We start from the raw sequence: 21,125 nt of genomic DNA on the forward strand, positions 1-21,125 counted from the left end.
CGATCGTCTCCCAGTAGCGGGCGTCGAAGTCGGCGTCCTTGACGGAGTGCAGCTCGCCCCGCTTCACGCCGTGCACGAAGGCGGCGAGTTCCTCCGCGTCGTTGCGCGGCGAGGGCACGCCGGCGTCGGCCAGCCGCTGGGTGGCCTGGGCCACTTCCGCGAGCAGCAGGTTCACGCTGTCCTCCGGGGCGTCGTACGGGTCTTGTGCGGGGCGTCAGGCGGCGGCGAGCTTCGCGGCGGAGTCCGCGTCGACGCAGGCCTGGATGACCGCGTCGAGTTCGCCGTCGAGCACCTGGTCCAAGTTGTACGCCTTGAAGCCGACACGGTGGTCGGAGATGCGGTTCTCCGGGAAGTTGTACGTCCGGATCTTCTCGGAGCGGTCGACGGTGCGGACCTGGCTGCGCCGGGCGTCCGCCGCCTCCTTCTCCGCCTCCTCCTGCGCCGCGGCGAGCAGCCTGGAGCGCAGGATACGCATCGCCTGCTCCTTGTTCTGGAGCTGGCTCTTCTCGTTCTGGCAGGAGGCGACTACGCCGGTGGGGACGTGGGTGATGCGGACGGCGGAGTCCGTGGTGTTGACGGACTGCCCGCCGGGCCCCGAGGAGCGGTAGACGTCGATCCGCAGGTCGTTCGGGTTGATCTCGACGTCGATCTCCTCGGCCTCCGGCGTCACCAGGACACCGGCCGCGGAGGTGTGGATGCGGCCCTGGGACTCGGTGGCCGGAACCCGCTGCACGCGGTGCACGCCGCCCTCGTACTTCAGGCGCGCCCAGACGCCCTGGCCGGGCTCGGTGGCGCCCTGGCCGCCCTTGGTCTTCACGGCGACCTGGACGTCCTTGTAGCCGCCCAGCTCGGACTCGGTGGCGTCGATGATCTCGGTCTTCCAGCCGACGCGCTCGGCGTAGCGCAGATACATGCGCAGCAGGTCGCCGGCGAACAGCGCGGACTCGTCGCCGCCCGCACCTGCCTTGACCTCCAGGATGACGTCCTTGTCGTCGCTCGGGTCGCGCGGGACGAGCAGCAGGCGCAGCTTCTCGGTGACCTCGTCGCGCTGCTTGTCGAGCTCCTTGACCTCGGCGGCGAAGTCCGGATCGTCCGCGGCGAACTCACGCGCCGTCTCGATGTCGTCGCCGAGGCGCTTGTAGGTGCGGTATGTCGAGACGATCGGCGTCAGCTCGGCATAGCGCTTGTTGAGCTTGCGCGCGTTGGCCTGATCGGCGTGGACCGAAGGGTCGGCGAGCTTCTTCTCCAGGTCGGCGTGCTCGCCGACCAGTTCCTCGACCGCCTCGAACATCGGGGGCTCCTGCTCCTGTGTGTCTTCGTGAAGGGGCTGCGGGACGGCAAACGCCGGTCCCGGCCGCCCGGTGCGGGGCGGCCGGAGACCGGCGCGGATGGCTCGCTACTTCTTGGCGGAGCCGGCAGCCTTGCCGAAGCGGGCCTCGAAGCGGGCCACACGGCCACCGGTGTCGAGGATCTTCTGCTTGCCCGTGTAGAACGGGTGGCACTCGGAGCAGACCTCGGCGCGGATGCTGCCGCCGGAGATCGTGCTGCGGGTGGTGAACGACGCGCCACAGGTGCAGCTGACCTGCGTCTCGACGTACTCGGGGTGGATGTCGCGCTTCAAGGTGTCTCCTAGTTTCGGGAGGGCACCGGGTCGCAGGCGCGGGATGCGGATGCGTGAACCGGGGCCGACGTACCAGTCTGCCAGGACTGGTCGCATCTGCCCAAACCGGGGTCGGGCCGGAAGTATTCCCGGCCCTGCCCGGCGGGGCTCCGGCGCGCCGGAGCGGGGTCCGGCGCCGGTGCGGCGGTGAGCCGCCGGTGCGGGAGTCAGTCGCTGGTGACGACCTCGCCCGCGTTGCCCTTGTCGCCGGCCGACTTCTCGGTGGCGGACTTCGGGATCGGCCGGTCCTCGCGGAGAGCGTCCCAGACCTGCTGGTCGGCCTCCTCCAGGGGCAGTACGCGGTTGGGGTCGGCAGGGTCGTACTGGATGGGCAGCGTGACCATCTTCATGTCGCCGGAGCCGATGCCCTTGAGGCCGCCCGCGAAGCCGTACAGGTCCTTGACCGAGTCCAGTTCGGAGTCGGTGGTGATGGCACTGGTCGCGGAGTCGGCGAGGTCGTACAGCTTCTTCGGGTTGCCGAACAGGTCGACGTCCTTGACCTGGTTCATGAGGGCCTTGATGAAGGCCTGCTGGAGCTGGATGCGGCCGAGGTCGCTGCCGTCCCCGACGCCGTGCCGGGTGCGGACGAGACCGAGGGCCTGCTCACCGGAGAGCTGGTGGGTGCCGGCCTCCAGGTCGAGGTGGCTGTCCTTGTCGTGGATGGCCTTCTTGGAGGTGATCTCCACACCGCCGAGGGTGTCGATGAGCTTCTTGAAGCCCGTGAAGTCGACTTCCACATAGTGGTCCATGCGGATGCCGGACATCTTCTCGACGGTCTTGACGGCACAGGCCGGGCCGCCCACCTCGTACGCCGTGTTGAACATCTGTCGCTGCCCGCCCCGGTCGGTGCCGCCGTCCTTGGCGGGGCACTCGGGCCGGGTGATGAGGGTGTCGCGGGGTATGGAGACCACGCTGGCCTTCTTGTGGCCCTTGTACACGTGCACGATCATCGCCGTGTCCGAGCGGGCGGCGCCCTCGTCCTTGCCGTACTTGGAGTTCTTGCCGGAACGCGAGTCGGAGCCGAGGACGAGGATGTCCTGGGAGCCGTTGTCGACGTTCGCCGGGCGGTCCGTGCCGAGGGCGGCGTTGATGTCCACGCCCTTGATGTTGCCGTTGAGCTTGAAATAGACGTAGCCGAGGCCGGTCCCCCCGAGGACGGCCACACCCGCGGCGGTCCAGGCCGTGATGACGAGCGCCTTCTTGCGCTTGCTGCGCGGCTTGCGACGACGGCCGCGCCTGCCGCGCCTCGGCGCGTCGGCGGCCCTGCTCTCGTCAGTCATGCGCTCCTCAGTCCTGGTCGGTCGGGTACCCCCTGCTTTCAGGGTCAGGCGTGGCTTTCCGTCACTTGTCAGACGTGAAATCCGAAAGAAGGGTTGCATAGCACTCTGTGTGCGCCCCGGGTACCGACCACTACGCTCTGTGCGGGCCGTCTAGTACTTTTGGCCCCCCACCTGCACTTTCATACAGCGCAGCGCTACCGCCAGTGACGGCGGGCGAGTCTTCTCTGTGTGGGCAAGGTCTCTACAAACGGAAGGGGCCGGTCCCGTCGTCAGACGGGACCGGCCCCTTCCGCTCACCTGCACGAGGCGCAGGCGCCAGATCAGTCGTTGCCGTTGCCCGGCGTCGGCGTGGTCTTCTGGATCTGGAGCAGGAACTCGGCGTTCGACTTCGTCTGCTTCATCTTGTCGAGCAGGAGCTCGATGGCCTGCTGCTGGTCGAGCGCGTGCAGCACACGGCGCAGCTTCCAGGTGATGGCCAGCTCGTCGCTGCCGAGCAGGATCTCTTCCTTGCGGGTGCCGGACGCGTCGACGTCCACCGCCGGGAAGATGCGCTTGTCGGCGAGCTTCCGGTCGAGCTTGAGCTCGGCGTTGCCGGTGCCCTTGAACTCCTCGAAGATGACCTCGTCCATGCGCGAGCCGGTGTCCACGAGCGCCGTCGCGAGGATGGTCAGCGAGCCGCCGTCCTCGATGTTGCGCGCGGCGCCGAAGAAGCGCTTGGGCGGGTACAGCGCGGTCGAGTCGACACCACCGGAGAGGATGCGCCCGGACGCCGGCGCCGCCAGGTTGTAGGCGCGGCCCAGACGGGTGATGGAGTCGAGCAGGACGACCACGTCGTGACCCAGCTCCACCAGGCGCTTGGCGCGCTCGATGGCGAGCTCGGCGACCGTGGTGTGGTCCTCGGCGGGACGGTCGAAGGTCGAGGAGATGACCTCGCCCTTCACCGACCGCTGCATGTCGGTGACCTCTTCCGGACGCTCGTCGACCAGGACGACCATCAGGTGGCACTCGGGGTTGTTGTGCGTGATCGCGTTGGCGATCGCCTGCATGATCATGGTCTTGCCGGTCTTCGGCGGGGCCACGATCAGACCGCGCTGGCCCTTACCGATCGGCGCGACGAGGTCGATGATGCGGGTGGTGAGCACGCCCGGGTCGGTCTCCAGACGGAGCCTGTCCTGCGGGTAGAGGGGCGTCAGCTTGTTGAACTCCGGCCGCCCGCGCCCGGATTCGGGCGCCATGCCGTTCTGCGAGTCCAGGCGGACGAGCGCGTTGAACTTCTCGCGGCGCTCGCCGTCCTTGGGCTGGCGCACCGCGCCGGTGACGTGGTCGCCCTTGCGCAGGCCGTTCTTGCGGACCTGGGCCAGCGAGACGTAGACGTCGTTCGGGCCGGGGAGGTAGCCCGACGTACGGATGAACGCGTAGTTGTCGAGGATGTCCAGGATGCCCGCGACCGGGATCAGGACGTCGTCCTCGGACACCTGCGGCTCGCCCGCGAAGTCGTCGCGGCCGCGGCGTCCGCGGCGGTCGCGGTACCGGCCCCGACGGCCGCGGCGGCCACTGCCGTCGTCGTCGAAGTCGTCCTGCGGGCCGTTGTCGCGCTGCTGCCGGTCCTGGCGGCCGCCCTGCTCCTTGCGGTTGCCGCCGCCCTGCTGGTCGTCGCCCTTGTTGCCGCGGCGGTCACGGTCGCGCTCGCGGTCACGGCCGCGGCCCTGCCGGTCACGGCGGCCCTGGCGGCCCTCGCCGCCGTCCGAGTCGCCCTTGTCGCCGCGGTCGCCGCGGTCGTTCTTCTCGGCCTTGTCGGCCTGCTCCGTCCGGGTGTCGGCCACCTTGGTGTCGCCCTGGGCCTTGGCCTCGGCGGTCACGGTCTCGGGGCTGCCGGCCTCGGCGGTGACGCGGCGCCGGCCGCGGCTGCCGGACTTGTCGTCGAGGGGGGCACTTCCCTGTTCGAGCGGAGCGGAGAGCTTGGGGGCCGGCTGGCCGGGGATGTCGATCTGCTGCTGGGCGGCCTTGGGCTGCTCGGCCGGGGCCTCCTCGGCCTTGGCGGGCTTGGTCGCGGCGGCCTTGTCGGCACTGTCGCCGGTGCGCGCCCGCGAGGTGGCGCGGCGCTTCGGCTTGGCCTCGGCGTCCGCGGCGGCCGGGGCGCTCTTGGCCGGGGCGCCGCCCGCGGCCTGCGCCTCCTTGATGACCTCGATCAGCTGGCTCTTGCGCATCCGCGCGGTGCCCTTGATTCCGAGGCCCGATGCGACCTGCTGCAGTTCGGCCAGCACCATGCCCTCGAGGCCGGTGCCGCGGCGCCGCCGGGACCCGGCCGAAGCACCGGTGGCAGGCGCCGCAGAGGCGTCCGTGGCGGGCGTGTCGGCAGTCACGCCCATCAGATCGGTGGTGTCGCTCACGAAGGGTCCTTCCCTGGAGCGGACGTCGGCCTGTCTGGCTCGGCGACCGGTTGTGCTGTCCGGCGATCCTTGGTGTGTGGACCGTGCCGGGGCGGTGGTCCGCCAACGCGGCGGAAGAATTCACAGATGTGGCGTTTCCCGATGCCGGGCCACTGAGGTGCGGTGGTCACTCGGCTCGGTCACGCCGGTTCCGGAGCGTGCTCGGCACCGCTCAGTGCGATGCACAGAGCAGTTTGGGAGGCTCCCGGAAGGATGGATGTCCCGGACGGGGACACAAAGCACCTCGCCATGGTGGGGTCGGGTGCAGACTTGAGGTTAACACTACCGGATCCAACAAACATTCCCCCTCTCCAAATCCGGACACCGCGTGTGCCGCCGCCCGTCAGGGCGCCAGCGGCAGCACGCTCGCGCCGGTGGCGTCGAGCGCCAGACGATTGGCCGCCCAGCCCTCCCCCGCCAGTCGTGCGACCTTGTCGGCCGCACTGTCCTCGGCCAGCGCGAGGACCGTGGGCCCCGCGCCGGAGATCACCGCGGGCACGCCGTCGGCGCGCAGGCGCTCCACCAGGGCGGCGCTCTCCGGCATGGCGGGGGCGCGGTACTCCTGGTGCAGGCGGTCCTCGGTGGCGGGCAGCAGCAGCTCGGGGCGCCTGGTCAGGGCCTCGACGAGCAGGGCCGCCCGGCCCGCGTTGGCGGCCGCGTCCACGTGCGGGACGGTGCGCGGCAGCAGTCCGCGGGCGGTTTCGGTGAGCACGGGCTTTCCGGGGACGAAAACCACCGGAACGATGGAATCAGCGGGATCCATCCTGATGGCGCGGGCAGCGGAGCCGTCCATCCAGGAGAGCGTGAAACCGCCGAGCAGACAGGCCGCGACATTGTCGGGGTGGCCCTCGATCTCGGTGGCGAGCTCCAGGAGCGCCGTGTCGTCGAGCTTGCTGTCGCCGCCTATGGTGACCGCGCGGGCGGCGACGATGCCGGCGCAGATGGCGGCGGACGAGGAGCCGAGGCCGCGGCCGTGCGGGATGCGGTTGGCGCAGACGATCTCCAGGCCGCGCGGCTGACCGCCGAGCAGGTCGAAGGCGGTGCGCAGGGACCGCACGAGCAGATGCGACTCGTCGCGGGGCAGGGAGTCGCTGCCCTCACCCGCGATGTCGACATGCAGCCCGGAGTCGGAGACGCGGACCACCACATCGTCGTAGAGCCCGAGGGACAAGCCGAGGGCGTCGAAGCCCGGCCCCAGGTTTGCGCTGGTGGCGGGCGTGCGCACCCTGACGGCGGCGGCGCGGAACGCGGGACCGGCCATCGCTCGATGACTCTCCTTGAGCTGCGATGTGTGGAGGACTTGCCGCCTCGGCCGACGCTCGTCCGGCGAGGGACAGCACCCCGGGGCCGCCTCTGCGGGCGGCACCGTGGCATATGCGGCGGCATATGCGTCGGGGTGGGTTCACCACAGCCTATCGAAGGAAGGTTCTGTGGCGACATAGGGCGCACAGGAGGCGCACGATGCGTGTCGCGAGCCCCCTGTGCCACCCCTGTACGGAGTTGCGAGGTTTGCGTGTTACGCCAGGCCCAGGCGCTCCGCCGCGGCGGCCGCGTCGACCGGGACCGTGACCGGCTGCGGGGCGCCCGCGACGGCCCAGTCCGGGTCCTTCAGGCCGTTGCCGGTGACCGTGCAGACGATGCGCTGGCCCCTGTCGACCTTGCCCTGCTCGGCGGCCTTCAGCAGGCCCGCCACCGACGCGGCGGACGCGGGCTCGACGAAGACGCCCTCCTGCGCGGCCAACAGCTTGTAGGCGCGCAGGATCTCACGGTCCGTCACCTCGTCGATGAAGCCGTCCGACTCGTCCCGCGCGGCGAGCGCGTGCTGCCACGACGCGGGGTTGCCGATGCGAATCGCGGTGGCGATCGTCGAGGGGTCCTTGACGATCTCGCCGCGCACGATGGGCGCGGAGCCGGAGGCCTGGAAGCCCCACATCCGCGGCGTGCGCGTCGACACCGAGTCGGCCGCGTACTCCTTGTAGCCCTTCCAGTAGGCCGTGATGTTGCCCGCGTTGCCGACCGGCAGGACATGGATGTCGGGCGCGTCGCCGAGGGCGTCCACGATCTCGAAGGACGCCGTCTTCTGGCCCTCGATCCGGAACGGGTTGACCGAGTTGACCAGCGCCACCGGGTAGTTCTCGGAGAGGCCGCGGGCCAGGTTCAGGCAGTCGTCGAAGTTGCCGTCCACCTGGAGGATCTTCGAGCCGTAGACGAGCGCCTGGCCCATCTTGCCGAGGGCGATCTTGCCCTGCGGCACCAGGACGGCGCAGACCATCCCGGCGCGTACGGCGTAGGCCGCGGCGGACGCCGACGTGTTGCCGGTGGAGGCGCAGATGACGGCCTGCGCGCCCTCCTCCTTGGCCTTGGTGATCGCCATGGTCATGCCGCGGTCCTTGAAGGACCCCGTCGGGTTCGCGCCCTCGACCTTGAGGTGGACCTCGCACCCGGTGCGCTCGGAGAGCACCGTCGCGGGCACGAGCGGCGTACCGCCCTCGCGGAGCGTGACGACCGGCGTGGTGCCGGAGACCGGGAGGCGGTCCCGGTACTCCTCGATGATTCCGCGCCACTGGTGGGTCATTGCTGCTTACTCCCCTTCAACCCGCATGATGCTGGCGACACCGCGCACGGTGTCGAGTCGGCGCAACGCCTCGACGGTGCCGGTGAGGGCGGCGTCGGGCGCACGGTGGGTGACGACGACGAGGGAGGCCTCGCCGTCCTTGCCCGTCTGACGGACCGTATCGATCGATACGCCGTGCTCGGCGAAGACCGTCGCGACCTGGGCGAGCACGCCCGGCTTGTCGGCCACGTCGAGGCTGATGTGGTACCGCGTGACGACCGCGCCCATGGAGCTCACGGGCAGCCGCGTGTACGCGGAGTCGCCGGGTCCGGTGGCCTCGCCGAGCTTGTTGCGACAGACCGCGACGAGGTCGCCGAGGACGGCGGACGCGGTGGGCGCGCCGCCCGCGCCGGGCCCGTAGAACATCAGCTGTCCCGCGGCCTCGGCCTCCACGAAGACGGCGTTGTACGCCTCGCGGACGCTCGCCAGCGGGTGGCTGAGCGGGATCATCGCGGGGTGCACGCGCGCGGTGACGGACTCGCCGTCGGCGGCCCGCTCGCAGATGGCGAGCAGCTTGATCGTGCAGCCCATGCGCTTCGCGGACGCGAAGTCGGCGGCGGTGACCTCGGTCATGCCCTCGCGGTAGACGTCGTCGAGGCGCACCCGGGTGTGGAAGGCGATACCGGCGAGGATCGCGGCCTTCGCGGCCGCGTCGAAGCCCTCCACGTCGGCCGTCGGGTCGGCCTCCGCGTAGCCGAGGGCGGTGGCCTCGTCGAGGGCCTCCTGGTAACCCGCGCCGGTGGAGTCCATCTTGTCCAGGATGAAGTTCGTCGTCCCGTTCACGATGCCGAGGACGCGGTTCACCTTGTCGCCGGCGAGGGACTCGCGCAGCGGCCTGATCAGCGGGATCGCGCCGGCGACGGCGGCCTCGTAGTAGAGGTCGCGGCCGTGCTGCTCGGCCGCGGCGTGCAGGGCCTCGCCGTCCTGGGCGATGAGCGCCTTGTTCGCGGAGACCACGGAGGCGCCGTGCTCGAACGCGGTGGTGATGAGGGTCCTTGCGGGCTCGATGCCGCCGATGACCTCGACGACCACGTCGATGTCACCGCGTTTGACCAGCGCGGTCGCGTCCGTCGTCACCAGGGCCTGGTCGATGCCCGCGCGCACCTTGGAGGGGCGGCGGACGGCGACCCCGGCGAGCTCCACCGGGGCGCCGATCCTGGCCGCGAGGTCTTCGGAGTGCGTCGTCATGATGCGCGCCACCTCTGAGCCGACAACCCCACAGCCCAGCAGCGCCACCTTCAGCGGACGCGTACGCATCATCCGACCTCGTTTCCTTCTCCAAGTACGGTGGGTCCAGTCTCACCCACCCAAACGGTGTTTCTGACCATAGTCCGGATCGTGAGACATTCGTTCCACGAACCGATTCAGCTGTGCCGGGGCGCGCCGGGATGTGCCGGAAGTCACCCGACGTCGAGCCGCAGCAGATCCTCTTCCGTCTCGCGCCGCACGATGACGCGGCCCGCGCCCTCCCTGACCGCCACGACCGGGGGCCGGAGCGCGTGGTTGTAGTTGCTGGCCATCGAACGGCAGTAGGCGCCGGTCGCGGGTACGGCGATCAGGTCGCCCGGCGCGAGGTCGGCGGGCAGGAAGGCGTCGCGCACGACGATGTCGCCGCTCTCGCAGTGCTTGCCGACCACGCGGACGAGCATCGGCTCGGCGTCGGAGGAGCGCGAGACCAGGGCGACGCTGTACTCGGCGTCGTAGAGCGCCGTACGGATGTTGTCGGACATGCCGCCGTCCACCGAGACGTACGTACGCAGTCCTTCGAGCGGCTTGATGGTCCCCACTTCGTACAGTGTGAAGGCCGTCGGGCCGACGATGGCGCGGCCCGGCTCGACCGAGATGCGCGGCACCGCGAGCCCGGCCGCAGCGCACTCGCGCGTGACGATGTCGTTCAGTGCCTCGGCGATCTCGTGCGGTTCCCGCGGGTCGTCGGCCGAGGTGTACGCGATGCCGAGGCCGCCGCCGAGGTCGATCTCGGGGAGTTCGACGCCGTGCTCGTCGCGGATCTCGGCGAGCAGGGACACCACGCGGCGCGCGGCGACCTCGAAGCCCGCCGTGTCGAAGATCTGCGATCCGATGTGGCTGTGGATGCCGACGAGCTCGAGACCGTCGAGCTTCAGCGCCCGCCGCACGGCTTCGGCGGCCTCTCCCCCGGCGAGCGCGATGCCGAACTTCTGGTCCTCGTGCGCGGTGGCGATGAACTCGTGGGTGTGCGCCTCGACGCCTACCGTCACCCGGATCTGTACGCGCTGCCGCGTGCCGAGCCGGTCGGCGATGTGGGCGACCCGCACGATCTCCTGGAAGGAGTCGAGCACGATGTGGCCGACGCCCGCGGCCACCGCGCGCTCGATCTCTTCCGGCGTCTTGTTGTTGCCGTGGAAGGCGATGCGCTCGGCGGGCATGCCCGCGTCCAGGGCGGTCGTCAGCTCGCCGCCCGAGCACACGTCGAGGTTGAGGCCCTCCTCGTGCAGCCAGCGCACGACGGCCCGGGACAGGAAGGCCTTGCCCGCGTAGAAGACGTCGGCGTCGGCGCCGAAGGCGTCGCGCCATGCCCGGCAGCGGGCCCGGAAGTCCTCCTCGTCGAGGAAGTAGGCGGGCGTGCCGAACTCCTCGGCGAGCCGGGAGACTTCCATACCGCCGACGGTGACCTTGCCGTCGGGTGTCCGGGTGACGGTCCGGGACCAGACCTTGGGGTCGAGGGCGTTGAGGTCGGTGGGCGGAGCGGTGTAGTGGCCCTCGGGGAGGACGTCACCGTGGCGGGGTCCTGCGGGGTGGGCGGAACGGCTCATGGCTCTTCTGACTCTTCTCGTCTCACAAGTGTGCGGGCGCGCTGATGCCGAGCAGGGACAGGCCGCCGGCGAGCACCGTCCCGGCGGCTTCGGCGAGCGCGAGCCGGGCGCGATGGGCGGCCGAGGGTTTCTCGTCGCCGAGCGGCAGCACGGTGTGCGCCTGCGCGAGGAACGCGTCGGCGATCCGGACGAGATGCCGGGTCAGGCGGTCCGGGGCGTGCCGGTGGGCGGCGGTGGCCAGGACGGTGGGGTGGTCGCCCAGGGCGGAGAGGAGGGGGTGCACGGGAGCGTCCGCGGCCGCGTGGGCGGCGGTGTCCGGGCCCAGGGGGCCGGGGGTCGCGGTGAAGCCCAGGTCGGCGGCGTTGCGGGTGAGGGCGCGGGTGCGGGCGTGGGCGTAGCGGACGCGGAACAGGGGGTTCGACTCGCGCTGGGCGAGGTGTTCGTCGCCGGTGCGGGGGCGGTCGTGCGGCGCCGGGTGCAGCAGGGCCCAGCGGGCGGCGTCGCGGCCGAGGGCGAGGGGGTCCGGAGAGCCGGGGGCCGGGACGGGGCGCAGCGTGGTCAGGGGGGCCGGGGGCTCGCCGTGTCCGTCCACGCGGATGCCGAGGATGTCCTGCCAGGCCTTGGCGGGGGCGGCGGCGCAGGTGACGCGGACGCGGACGCCCTGGAAGCGGAGCAGGCGGCGGGTGGCGTCGGCGACGACCAGGGCCCGCGGGTCGTACGGGGTGTGCAGCTGGGCGAGGGCGCCGGTGTCCGCGGCGGCGTGGCCGTAGCGCTCGCCGTCGTCCCGGATGCGCCGTACGAGGCCTGCTCCGCCGTCGTCGTCGAGGGTGATGCTGAGGAAGCCGGGTCCGGTGACGTCGGTGCGGGCGATGCCGGGCTCGGCGGCCAGGCGGGCCGAGAGGATCTCGGCGATGCCGAGGGGCGGTGCGCCGGCCTCGCGGGCGATGCGGAGGGCGAGGTTCGTGGCGTAGTCGCCGGTGCCGCCGGGGCGGGGGCGCTCGATGTGGGCGCGCTCCGGGACACGGGCTGTGAGCTCTCCGGCGTCCACCGCACGGCGCAGGGCGCGCAGTGCGGTGCGGGAGAGCTCTTCGGGGGTCACGGGACAAGGGTATGGGAGGGCGGGGGTGCGCTGCTCTGGGGTTTCGGACCTGGGGGTGGGCCAGGGCCCTCGACGGGTGCGCTGCTCAGGGGTTTCCGACCAGGGGGTGGGCCGGGACCTTCGACGGGTGCGCTGCCGGGGCTGACGGACAGGGGGCCGACGGACAGGGGCGGGGCCGACGGACAGGGGCCGGGGCCCGACGGTCTACGGGTGGCCCGGGACCGTGGAGGGGTCGGGGCTGCGGTCGAGGGGGTCGTCGGTGCCGCGGTCGACCAGGTCGCGCACGATCCCGAGGAGCTCCGCGGGCTCGAACGGCTTCGCCAGGAACGCGTCCACGCCCACCTCGCTGCCCGCCTCCACCTCGTACTGCGTACAGGCGCTGACGACGACGAGCGGGACGTCCCTCGTACGCGGATCGGACCGCAGTCGCGCCGCCGTGCGCAGTCCGTCGAGGCGCGGCATCACCACGTCGAGCGTCACGACGTCGGGCCGCACCTCATGGATGACATCCAGACACTCGGCACCATCGGCCGCGGTCACGACCTCGAAGCCCTCCAGCTCGAGATTGACCCTGATCAGTTGCCGGATGACCTTGTTGTCGTCCACAACAAGCACACGGCCGGACGCGCCTGGCACAACTCGAGAGTAGGTCGAGAGCCGCCATCGCGTCCGGGTTTTGCCTACTTCTGCCACTTGCGGGGGAGCCGCAACGCGCCACCCGGCCGGAACGCGACGGCACTTCGGGGAGGTGTATGCGCAGGCCACGTACTCCGGGACACGCCGGAGCGCTCCAGCGCACCCCGGACGTTCGGGAATCCGCCAAGCGGCGCCAAGGGTGACGAGCCGGGCGCGGAGGGGGAAGGAACTCGTCGAGCAAGGAGAGGTGATCCTTTTGTCGACGCTTGTTGTCTTCGACCTCGAATTCACGACGTGGCCGGACGCCCTGGAGCAGGACTGGTCGGCGCCGGGCCAGTTCCGCGAGATCGTGCAGATCGGCGCGTTGCGGCTGCGCTCCGACCTCTCGGTCGTCGAGGAGTACGAGGCGCTGGTCAGGCCGGTGATGAACCCGCGTCTCTCGCCGTACTTCACCGAACTGACCGGCATCGGCCAGGAGGCGGTGGACCGCGACGGCCTGCCGCCGGCCGAGGCCCTCGGCGAGTTCCTGTCCTTCTGCGAGGGGCAGTCCGTGCTGTCGTACGGCAACGACATGGTGGTCCTCGGCGAGAACGTGGGCTGGGCACGGGCCCGCGGCGAGACCGTGAAGAGCGGCTTCCTGGAGGTCGGCTTCGTGAACGTGCGGCCGTGGCTGAACGCGGTCGCCCCCGCCACGGCGACGGTCAACGTGGGGCGCCTGTGGCAGGTCCTCGGTCTACCCAAGCCCGGTGCGGGCGGGGAGCATTCGGCGCTCTTCGACTGTCATTCGTTCGCGGCGGCGCTGCGGCATCTGCGGGGGGTGGGGGCGTTGGGCGGTGCCGAGGAGGCCTTGTTCCAGGGGTATCGCTAGGCCATGGCGTACCGCTAGCTCCCCGGTGTCAGGTGCGCGCGCTCCCCCTGCGGGCCGAACAGGGCGAGCAGTTCCGCGGAGCGGTTGTCGGCGCTGCCGATCCAGTGCGGGATGCGGGTGTCGAACTCCGCGGCCTCGCCGACACCGAGCCGGAACTCCTGCTCGCCGAGCACGAATCTGATGTTCCCGTCGAGGACGTAGAACCACTCGTACCCCTCGTGGGTCTGGAGCTTCGTCGTCGGCGCCCTGCCCGCGGGCGGGTGGATCACCTTGTACGCCTGGATGCCGCCGGCCCGCCTGGTCAGCGGTACGAGGACCAGGCCGGACCGCCGTACGGGCCGCAGGTGGACGCGCGGGTCGCCGGTGGGCGGCGCCGCGACCAGGTCGTCGAGCGGTACGCCGTGCGCGCGGGCCAGGGGCAGGAGCTGCTCCAGTGTGGGGCGGAGCTTGCCGGTCTCCAGGCGGGAGAGGGTGCTGGCCGTGAGGCCGGTCTCGGCTGCCAGGGCCGCGAGGGTGGCGCCGCGGGCGCGGCGCAGGGCGCGGAGGCGGGGGCCGACGCCGGTGAGTACGTCCTGTGCGGGGTCGGCTTGCGCCGGGTTGCCTTCGGCGGGGTTGCCTACTGCTGGTTTGCCTTCCGCCGGTTTGCCTTCTGCGCGGTTGTCCATGCCCACCGATGATGCGGATCCGCAAGATTTCTTGCAAGGTCGGAAGGGGGGTGCGGATGCTGGCGGGACCAGCACATCTCCGATGAAGGACGGCACACATGGGCACCGCAGACACGTCAGCCGATGGGGACACTTCCGCCGCGGCAGGCACCTCGGACGACCGGCACGGTCCCCCCGAGGACGCCACCCGCTTCTGGGAGCGCCACTACAGCACTCGCCGGGCCTGGGGCACGCGCGTCAACCCGCTGCTAGCCGAGACAGCCGCGGTGCTGCGCCCCGGCACCGCCCTTGACCTGGGCTGCGGTGCGGGCGGCGACACCATCTGGCTGGCCCAGCAGGGTTGGAACGTCACCGCCGTCGACATCTCGGGCACCGCGGTCACGCAGGTGCAGGCCCGTGCCGATGAACTCGGGGTCGCCGATCGGGTCACCACCGAGCGGCACGACTTGTCCGAGAGCTTCCCGGACGGCCGGTACGACCTCGTCTCCGCGCAGTACTTCCACACGCCGTTCCCGATGGCTCGCACCCAAGTCCTGCGCGCCGCGGCACACGCCCTGCTCCCCGGCGGCCTGCTCCTGATCGTCGACCACGGGTCCACAGCGCCCTGGTCGTGGAACCAGGACCCCGACATCCACTACCCGACCCCGGCCGAGACCGCGGCCGAGCTGGATCTCGGCCCGTCCCTCTGGTCGGTCCTGCGCGCCGACATGCCCCGCCGCCAGGCGACGGGCCCCGCGGGCGAGACCGCGACCGTCGTGGACAACGTCCTGCTGGTCCAGCGGACGACGGCACCCAACTGACGGCCGAGCGGGCAGCGAAGGAGCACTCCATGCCGAAACCGCCCACCGCGAAGAACCCCGGACCCAACCCCGGAATCACTCCCGGCACCAATACCGAAACCGAACCCGAAACCGAGAGGGCCGTCCTACAGGCCATCCTCGACCAACTGCGGAACTCGATCGCGGCCAAAGCCTCGGGAGTGCCGGAGCCTCAGGTCCGAACGGCCGGAGTGCCTTCGGGCACCAGCCTCCTGGGGCTGATCAAGCACCTGGCGTGCGTGGAGCGGTTCTACTTCCTGGGCGAGGAGCCCGCCGGCTGGGCCGTGACGATGCGACCGTCCGCGGACGACACCGCCGAGACCGTGCTGGCCGACTACCGGGCGACGATCGAGCAGGCCAACCGCGTGATCGGAGCGTGCCCGGACCTGACCCGCCCTGCCCCGCGGGCCCCGCGCCGGACCCCGGCGCCGTCCATGCGCTGGACCCTGGCCCACATGATCGAGGAAACGGCCCGCCACGCGGGCCACGCGGACATCCTCCGCGAACGGATCGACGGCACCACGGGCCGCTGACGCGCACACGCCCCGCGCCGGCACGTCACGGCGCCGAGGGGGCCGAGGCCGCGGCATGGGTTCTCGCCCCCTGCGCCACCTCCGGCGGCTGCTCCAGCTGCAGCTCCTTCTTCCGCTGCTCCCCCCGAACCCTCTCGATCTCTTCAGCGAATTCAGCGAAAGCCGCGTCGGGATCGAGCCCTTTGTAACGCCGAATCCCGAGCTTGTACGCCTGATACTCCAGATCAATGGCATCGGCGGTCTGCTGAAGGCTGAGGCTCCGTTCCCTGAACTTGAAGTACGAGATGATTCCCGCCGAGATGCTCACGAGCGCGCTCAACGCCACGGCGAGCCAACTCCACACCCCTTGCTCCGCCGCCGCCGTGGTGCACACCGATGTCATGATGGACCCGACGATGACGGTCAACTGAAACCTGTTGTGCCTGCGCCGATAGTGTTCGGCACTCCGCCGATAGTCGTCCCTGACGCCGGGTACCTCTTCACGGTACTCGGCGGCCAACCCGGCCCCGGCACCGTTCAGATCACTCGTCGACCCGAGAAATTGACGCCGCTCGATCTCCAGCTTGCGCATTTTCGCGGAGGCGGCCGCATACTCTCGGCTGGCCCACTTGGCCCACCCTGTCGAGATCCCCGAGGCGAACAGCAGCGCCAGGACGCCGATGCCTATCGCGTCGCCACGACCCGACGTTCCGGAAGAATAATCAACGAAAACCGCCACAGCCACCGTGCCGCCCACAATCGCCAACGGCACAACAACCAAGCAAATACGCGACACCAGCCTGTAGAACGCGGCCTGCCGCATCGCGTTCTCGGTATCGATTATCTTCTTCTCTGCGTCCATCAGGTCAGTCGAAAGCAACTCCACCCCCAAGTTGCCCCGAGAGTAGCGAACCCCCACCGGCGGGACGGCAGCCGCCTGCGCATACGCGAAGACCCCACCCTCAGCGTTTCCACTGAAGACGGGGTCCCGGGCACCTTCTGCGAGGTGCCCCCGGCAGGATTCGAACCTGCGCACACGGCTCCGGAGCACGTTCGCAATCAGGCTTGTGATTGGCGTCTGACCAGCACTTTCCTTGACGTCGGGTCTCGATCGGGCCCGCCTGTATCGCAGATAGTGCGAAGAAGGACCGCCCTTCGGGTGGACGCACTTCGGTCGCCCCCCCAAGGTCGTGACTGCGGTGCTTCGAACGGCTACCTGACGCACGGCGCCTCGCTGGCCAGTGCCACCGTCTCGCGGGCCGCGAACTCCCCGGCATCCAGTCGCGTGACACCCCGTACGGACGGGCCTGACACTCTGCCCAGCACTCGTCGACGGGGCCTCACGCTCACGCCGGGCCGGTGGTGGGCAGCCGTGCCGCTGTGATGCCGTTGGGCCCGTCACACGTGACGGCCGCGTCACACCCGAACCCCTAGGCGAACGCGGGCGTGACGCGCCCTCACAGCGGGCCGTCACACCCGGGACAAGTGGCCCTGACCCTGGTGGCTCACGTCGACGCCCGTCAACGCACGGTCGACGCCCGTCGACCGGCCCTCCGTGAGAGTTCCCCACGCCCTCAGGAAGGCACCAGAAAGCTTCCGTTTTCGGGGGGAGGCACACGGGGAGGGAGCAGGGAGGCGGGGAGTTCTCCCTGAGCGCCTCCCTGGGGTACCTCCCTGTACCTGACCTGCGTAGATCAACGATCGGGGAGACAGGGAGGCGCGCAGGCCAAGCCTCGGAAACCTCTCTCTGGGGGCCCATGCCACGGGGTCTCTCTGCCTCCCTGAGCGATGCTGCGAGAGGTTCCGCTTACCGCTAGGGCGACCCCCAGAGGTGACCGCCAGGTAGAGGGGGCCCCGCCCTTGCCGCTCCGATCTACCGTGTTGTGCGGCCGAACCGGAGCGACCAGGGTGGCGGGCGCCAAGTAGAGGGGGCCCTTTACCCCGGTAGAGGGGTGGGTAGTGCCCTCTGAGCTGCAAGGTAAGGGGGGTAGAGGGGGCCCGCCGTGGCTGTAGGCGAACCGAAAAAGGGGGCAATGAGGACCGGCCTGCGGCCGGGCGACTTCCGGGCGCCCCCGCCGGGTGGGAGCTCCCGGCCGGACGGCGACCGCTGGCCGACCAGGATCAACCACGGCGTTTCAGGTGGGGGCGTCTCCCTTCTCCAGGGGCCGCTACATCCGCTACGCCGCTACATCGCAGGTCAGAGCCATGATTTCTGTAGCGGACGGCTCGCGTGTAGCGGCTACGCTGCCCACCAGCCCACCCCCCTTGGAAGGCCGCTACTTCCGCTACTGCCGCTACCGCGCAGGTCAGGGGCATGATCGAGGTAGCGGGAAGGGGGAGCGGTAGCGGCTACCACCCCGCCGCCTCCCCCTCTCAGGGTCCGCCACGTCCGCCACGCCGCCACATCGCAGGTCAGGGGCTCGGAAGTGTGGCGGATAGCCGTCGTGTGGCGGATAGCCCCCCAGGTAAAAGCAACGGGGACCGGCCTGCGGCCGGGCGACTTCCGGGCGCCCCCGCCGGGTGGGAGCTCCCGGCCGGACGGCGACCGCTGGCCGACCAGGATCAACCACGGCTCTTCAGAGGGGGGCGGATCGCGGTGCACAAGGCCACCTCCCCCTCTGAAGAGCCGTGGTGAGCCCTACGGCAAGAGGAGCACGCGTGCGCCGTGGTGCTCCTCTTGCCGTAGGGCGGCGGCACCGCCTAGCGGCTCCTTCTTCGCGCTCTGAAAGAGCACAGACGCCCTCTCTTTGTCCTAAGTAGGAAAACCTGCGTCACCTGCGTCACTGCGTCACCACAAGGCTTGTGACCTGCTCAAACAGCGGTGACGCAGACGGCGGCCTCTGCGTCACCCGCGTCACCGATGACGGACGCCTGCGTCACCGGTGACGCACCGGTGAAGGTCTGCGTCACCAGGAACCCGCAGGTCAGAAGCGAGAATGACGCAGATGACGCAGGTGACGCAAAATTCCGCACCTCGGACAGGCGCAGGGCCCACCAGGGCCCCGTGGCGGACCCTGGGAGGGAGCGGCGGCGGGGTGGTAGCCGCTACCGCTCCCCCTTCCCGCTACCTCGATCATGCCCCTGACCTGCGCGGTAGCGGCAGTAGCGGAAGTAGCGGCCTTCCAAGGGGGGGGCAGCGTAGCCGCTACACGCGAGCCGTCCGCTACAGAAATCATGGCTCTGACCTGCGATGTAGCGGCGTAGCGGATGTAGCGGCCCCTGGAGAAGGGAGACGCCCCCACCTGAAACGCCGTGGTTGATCCTGGTCGGCCAGCGGTCGCCGTCCGGCCGGGAGCTCTCACCCGGCGGGGGCGCCCGGAAGTCGCCCGGCCGCAGGCCGGTCCCCGTTGCTTTTACCTGGGGGGCTATCCGCCACACGACGGCTATCCGCCACACTTCCGAGCCCCTGACCTGCGATGTGGCGGCGTGGCGGACGTGGCGGACCCTGGAGAAGGGGGCGCCTAGGCGCGTGCCCCCGATCAAGCGCGATCGGGAGAGACGTAGGCCAAAGCGTCAATGTGTTGTCCTTCCCCGAAGCGGTGAGTGATGTTCCCGATTTGCTGCCACCCTAGCCGCTCGTAGAGACGGATTGCCGAGTGATCTTTTGTCATCACATCGAGCACCAAACGCAGGCCGTGATTCCCTGCATATTCCATTGCGGCTTGCACGAGAGATTCGCCAACAGAGCGCCCCCTGATCTCGGGGAGAACGAAGAGTCGTGCAAGTACGCCCACACTTTCCGAATCGGCTCCGCTACGGTTAGTCCATAGCGAAACCGCCTCCTCCCCGGACGGTCGAGCGATAGCGGCATGCCCTACAGTGCGGCCGTCTAATACGGCAACCCACGCGGCTAGCAGGCCCGCCGGAGAGAGCCATTCCTCTGGCTGGGCTACACCTTCTACGGGATAACCATCGGAACTATGGACCGCCACCAGTGCCGAAGCGGCTGAAGCGATATCCGCGCTTGTGCGGGGCCGAATCGCGACTTCGTGTTCGGTGTCGTGATGCGTCATCTACTTTCCTTCCAACGACGGGCTGTCACTGCACAGGCAGCTCATACTTGAGCCCCGTCAGGTCGGCGCGGTGAACGTAGCGAGAGACCTCGAACGGAACTCCATCCTGGTCAAGACTCGTATGCAGAACTTCAAGCACGGGGATTCCGGACTGAAGTCCAAGGATGGTCGCCTCATGTGGAGTCGGCATGCGCGCGATAATTTCGTCGCGAATATTGGTCATGATGTGACCGAGTTCTTCGAGTCGTCCGTAAATTCCATTAGGCCCGCTCCTTGCTTCCATAAGGAGCGTGCCCTGAGCTTCGTCCCAACGGACATAGGTGGAAACGATTTGAACCGGCTCATCGTCCGCGAAGTAGTGATTTTCCCTGTGTACGACGCTCTCCTGATTCGGAGGGACATCGAGCCTCTCGGCTACGTCTCTGGGCGGCACCTCTCGGGCGATCGAGGGGACATCAATGCGCGGGACTTTTCCCTGCCGCTGGGCTTCAAGACGGAATGGAGTCAAACCTGTGGCTCGGTTCGCGAGTGAGTAGCGATCACTGCCAAAGCGAAAGAGTCGGCGGGGTTCGCGGACGAATACGCCCCGACCGTGCTGGGCGATCACAAGCCCCTGCTCGGCAAGCAGGCGTACAGCCTCACGGGCCGTGTTGCGTGCGGCGCCATAGCGCTCGGCAAGGGCTCGCTCTGACGGGAGCTTGTCACCGGCGCGGAGTTCGCCGGATTCGATGGCTGAGCGCAGCGCATCGGCGATGCGCCTGCTGGCGGGTTGTGCACTCTCGGCGGAGGTCATGGAACCAGCCTACAACTGGCTCAAGCCAGTGGGTTGACGTCGCGCGAACCCACATGCTCAACTGGCTCAAGCCAGTAACTGGCTCAAGCCAGTGGGGGCGGCGCCCAAACCGCCAAGTAAAGCCGCCGCCCCCCGACCCTCGAAGGGGCAACTCCATGATGCCTGATGCATCCGTTATCGAACGGGGCGCGAACGAGTCCAGCGAGCCCGTGTACTACGTGGCTCCGCAGTGTGCGGAGCTGGAAGAGGGCCGCACGGTGCGGGTTCTCGGCTCGTTCTCCACCCCGGGTTGGGGTGAGGAAGCGTGACGACGATGGCCCACACCCCCGCCGACGTAACCACCGTGGCCGTTGAGGTGGCTGACCTGACGCACTCGGAGCGGACTGCGGCGCTGTACGCCTCGGACATGCCGAACCAGAAGCGCAATCACACCACCGCGCAGGTCCGCGCCTGGATCGCGCAGGGCGTACAGCGTCTCGGCGTGGACGAGATGCGGCTCCGGGCCGCGCGTCTGCTCGGCTGGCAGCTTCTGAACGCGAGCAACTTGGTGCCGACCCGGGTTCAGGCACGTCACGAGCAGCGTTTCCCCAAGGCGCGCCGCCTGCTGCTCGCCAACCAGGCAGCGAGCGGGAGCATCGCGCTGGACGGGATGACCGACGCGGCGCGGCAGCGCAACGGCGTGGCGGCGGTGGCGCAGGTGGACGGCGGATGCCCGTGCCGGGGTACGGGCGGGATCACGCTGGGGGGCGCCGAGCCGGGCGAGTCGTACGAGCGGCTGTGCCCGGTCCACCGCGCCGCCGAGATCCTCGCCCACCACCGCGCCCGCCGGGCGGGCGCCTGATGACCACCCCGGGCCCGCTCGACGCGCTGTACGCCCGCGTGACTGCCCCGGCCGCTCCCGCCGTGCCTCTGGCACGGCGGGAGCGCCGCCGCGCCTCGCAAGACC

At 70.0% G+C, this 21,125-nt stretch carries 18 protein-coding genes and 1 pseudogene; 4 read left to right on the forward strand and 15 right to left on the reverse strand.

Annotated elements, in window-relative coordinates; all coding sequences use genetic code 11:
- The 11 genes and pseudogenes from GPA10_RS43255 to GPA10_RS41175 all read right to left on the reverse strand — a co-directional run.
- Nucleotides 1-175 (reverse strand): annotated as a pseudogene (locus GPA10_RS43255) (peptide chain release factor N(5)-glutamine methyltransferase); the annotation flags it as partial.
- A 39-nt stretch (nucleotides 176-214) separates the two neighbouring features.
- Complete coding sequence (gene prfA, locus GPA10_RS41130) at nucleotides 215-1,291, reverse strand: peptide chain release factor 1 (RefSeq protein WP_058849578.1); 1,077 nt, start codon at nucleotides 1,289-1,291, stop codon at nucleotides 215-217.
- A gap of 105 nt (nucleotides 1,292-1,396) precedes the next feature.
- On the reverse strand, nucleotides 1,397-1,621 hold the full coding sequence (rpmE, locus tag GPA10_RS41135) for a 50S ribosomal protein L31 (protein WP_058849579.1): 225 nt from the start codon (nucleotides 1,619-1,621) through the stop codon (nucleotides 1,397-1,399).
- A 206-nt stretch (nucleotides 1,622-1,827) separates the two neighbouring features.
- Nucleotides 1,828-2,940, reverse strand: a complete 1,113-nt coding sequence (locus GPA10_RS41140; RefSeq protein WP_157169103.1) for an LCP family protein — start codon at nucleotides 2,938-2,940, stop codon at nucleotides 1,828-1,830.
- A gap of 320 nt (nucleotides 2,941-3,260) precedes the next feature.
- Entirely contained in the window at nucleotides 3,261-5,330 is a 2,070-nt protein-coding gene (gene rho, locus GPA10_RS41145; RefSeq protein WP_343041703.1) for a transcription termination factor Rho, read from the reverse strand.
- Between the two features lie 382 nt (nucleotides 5,331-5,712).
- A complete protein-coding gene (thrB, locus tag GPA10_RS41150; RefSeq protein ID WP_058849582.1) occupies nucleotides 5,713-6,630 on the reverse strand; it encodes a homoserine kinase in 918 nt (305 codons plus the stop codon).
- Nucleotides 6,631-6,885: 255 nt separating this feature from the next.
- Nucleotides 6,886-7,944, reverse strand: coding sequence for a threonine synthase (gene thrC, locus GPA10_RS41155; RefSeq protein WP_058849583.1), 1,059 nt, complete (start codon nucleotides 7,942-7,944; stop codon nucleotides 6,886-6,888).
- Nucleotides 7,945-7,950: 6 nt separating this feature from the next.
- Nucleotides 7,951-9,243, reverse strand: coding sequence for a homoserine dehydrogenase (locus GPA10_RS41160; RefSeq protein ID WP_058849584.1), 1,293 nt, complete (start codon nucleotides 9,241-9,243; stop codon nucleotides 7,951-7,953).
- A 140-nt stretch (nucleotides 9,244-9,383) separates the two neighbouring features.
- Complete coding sequence (gene lysA, locus GPA10_RS41165) at nucleotides 9,384-10,775, reverse strand: diaminopimelate decarboxylase (protein ID WP_058849585.1); 1,392 nt, start codon at nucleotides 10,773-10,775, stop codon at nucleotides 9,384-9,386.
- A gap of 22 nt (nucleotides 10,776-10,797) precedes the next feature.
- Nucleotides 10,798-11,874: an ArgS-related anticodon-binding protein NrtL gene (nrtL, locus tag GPA10_RS41170; protein ID WP_343041702.1), complete on the reverse strand. Its 1,077-nt coding sequence runs from the start codon at nucleotides 11,872-11,874 to the stop codon at nucleotides 10,798-10,800.
- A gap of 204 nt (nucleotides 11,875-12,078) precedes the next feature.
- Nucleotides 12,079-12,567 carry a response regulator gene (locus GPA10_RS41175; protein WP_079086597.1) on the reverse strand — a complete coding sequence of 163 codons (489 nt, stop codon included), beginning with the start codon at nucleotides 12,565-12,567 and terminating at the stop codon, nucleotides 12,079-12,081.
- Nucleotides 12,568-12,766: 199 nt separating this feature from the next.
- Between GPA10_RS41175 and GPA10_RS41180 the strand changes: the two genes are divergently transcribed.
- Nucleotides 12,767-13,378 (forward strand): 3'-5' exonuclease, encoded by a 612-nt coding sequence (locus tag GPA10_RS41180; RefSeq protein WP_157169102.1) that lies wholly within the window; start codon nucleotides 12,767-12,769, stop codon nucleotides 13,376-13,378.
- A 14-nt stretch (nucleotides 13,379-13,392) separates the two neighbouring features.
- Here GPA10_RS41180 and GPA10_RS41185 read toward each other — a convergent pair whose 3' ends face one another.
- Nucleotides 13,393-14,043, reverse strand: a complete 651-nt coding sequence (locus tag GPA10_RS41185; protein WP_157169101.1) for an XRE family transcriptional regulator — start codon at nucleotides 14,041-14,043, stop codon at nucleotides 13,393-13,395.
- Nucleotides 14,044-14,141: 98 nt separating this feature from the next.
- Here GPA10_RS41185 and GPA10_RS41190 point away from each other — a divergent pair, with 98 nt between their 5' ends.
- Nucleotides 14,142-14,843: a class I SAM-dependent methyltransferase gene (locus GPA10_RS41190; protein WP_157169100.1), complete on the forward strand. Its 702-nt coding sequence runs from the start codon at nucleotides 14,142-14,144 to the stop codon at nucleotides 14,841-14,843.
- Nucleotides 14,844-14,872: 29 nt separating this feature from the next.
- Nucleotides 14,873-15,394, forward strand: a complete 522-nt coding sequence (locus GPA10_RS41195) for a DinB family protein (RefSeq protein ID WP_157169099.1) — start codon at nucleotides 14,873-14,875, stop codon at nucleotides 15,392-15,394.
- Nucleotides 15,395-15,419: 25 nt separating this feature from the next.
- Here the strand turns inward: GPA10_RS41195 and GPA10_RS41200 are convergent, their stop codons facing one another.
- The 3 genes from GPA10_RS41200 to GPA10_RS41210 all read right to left on the reverse strand — a co-directional run bounded on the left by GPA10_RS41200 (nucleotide 15,420) and on the right by GPA10_RS41210 (nucleotide 20,179).
- Nucleotides 15,420-16,235 (reverse strand): DUF4231 domain-containing protein, encoded by an 816-nt coding sequence (locus GPA10_RS41200; protein ID WP_198351801.1) that lies wholly within the window; start codon nucleotides 16,233-16,235, stop codon nucleotides 15,420-15,422.
- Between the two features lie 2,617 nt (nucleotides 16,236-18,852).
- Nucleotides 18,853-19,386 carry a GNAT family N-acetyltransferase gene (locus GPA10_RS41205; protein WP_157169820.1) on the reverse strand — a complete coding sequence of 178 codons (534 nt, stop codon included), beginning with the start codon at nucleotides 19,384-19,386 and terminating at the stop codon, nucleotides 18,853-18,855.
- Nucleotides 19,387-19,411: 25 nt separating this feature from the next.
- Nucleotides 19,412-20,179, reverse strand: coding sequence for a GntR family transcriptional regulator (locus tag GPA10_RS41210; protein ID WP_157169819.1), 768 nt, complete (start codon nucleotides 20,177-20,179; stop codon nucleotides 19,412-19,414).
- A gap of 313 nt (nucleotides 20,180-20,492) precedes the next feature.
- Here GPA10_RS41210 and GPA10_RS41215 point away from each other — a divergent pair, with 313 nt between their 5' ends.
- On the forward strand, nucleotides 20,493-21,020 hold the full coding sequence (locus tag GPA10_RS41215) for a hypothetical protein (protein ID WP_246260652.1): 528 nt from the start codon (nucleotides 20,493-20,495) through the stop codon (nucleotides 21,018-21,020).
- Nucleotides 21,021-21,125 lie beyond the last annotated feature (105 nt).

Origin of the sequence: Streptomyces typhae (assembly GCF_009755605.1) — a bacterium.
GTDB lineage: Bacteria > Actinomycetota > Actinomycetes > Streptomycetales > Streptomycetaceae > Streptomyces > Streptomyces typhae.

Excerpts from the sequence above, each read along its gene's own strand:
- GPA10_RS41140 (WP_157169103.1), bottom strand. The coding sequence starts at position 2,940 with ATGACTGACGAGAGCAGGGCCGCCGACGCGCCGAGGCGCGGCAGGCGC.
- GPA10_RS41195 (WP_157169099.1), top strand. The coding sequence starts at position 14,873 with ATGCCGAAACCGCCCACCGCGAAGAACCCCGGACCCAACCCCGGAATC.
- thrB (WP_058849582.1), bottom strand. The coding sequence starts at position 6,630 with ATGGCCGGTCCCGCGTTCCGCGCCGCCGCCGTCAGGGTGCGCACGCCC.
- GPA10_RS41160 (WP_058849584.1), bottom strand. The coding sequence starts at position 9,243 with ATGATGCGTACGCGTCCGCTGAAGGTGGCGCTGCTGGGCTGTGGGGTT.
- GPA10_RS41210 (WP_157169819.1), bottom strand. The coding sequence starts at position 20,179 with ATGACCTCCGCCGAGAGTGCACAACCCGCCAGCAGGCGCATCGCCGAT.
- lysA (WP_058849585.1), bottom strand. The coding sequence starts at position 10,775 with ATGAGCCGTTCCGCCCACCCCGCAGGACCCCGCCACGGTGACGTCCTC.
- thrC (WP_058849583.1), bottom strand. The coding sequence starts at position 7,944 with ATGACCCACCAGTGGCGCGGAATCATCGAGGAGTACCGGGACCGCCTC.
- GPA10_RS41205 (WP_157169820.1), bottom strand. The coding sequence starts at position 19,386 with ATGACGCATCACGACACCGAACACGAAGTCGCGATTCGGCCCCGCACA.
- GPA10_RS41190 (WP_157169100.1), top strand. The coding sequence starts at position 14,142 with ATGGGCACCGCAGACACGTCAGCCGATGGGGACACTTCCGCCGCGGCA.
- GPA10_RS41200 (WP_198351801.1), bottom strand. The coding sequence starts at position 16,235 with ATGGACGCAGAGAAGAAGATAATCGATACCGAGAACGCGATGCGGCAG.
- GPA10_RS41185 (WP_157169101.1), bottom strand. The coding sequence starts at position 14,043 with ATGGACAACCGCGCAGAAGGCAAACCGGCGGAAGGCAAACCAGCAGTA.
- GPA10_RS41215 (WP_246260652.1), top strand. The coding sequence starts at position 20,493 with ATGGCCCACACCCCCGCCGACGTAACCACCGTGGCCGTTGAGGTGGCT.
- prfA (WP_058849578.1), bottom strand. The coding sequence starts at position 1,291 with ATGTTCGAGGCGGTCGAGGAACTGGTCGGCGAGCACGCCGACCTGGAG.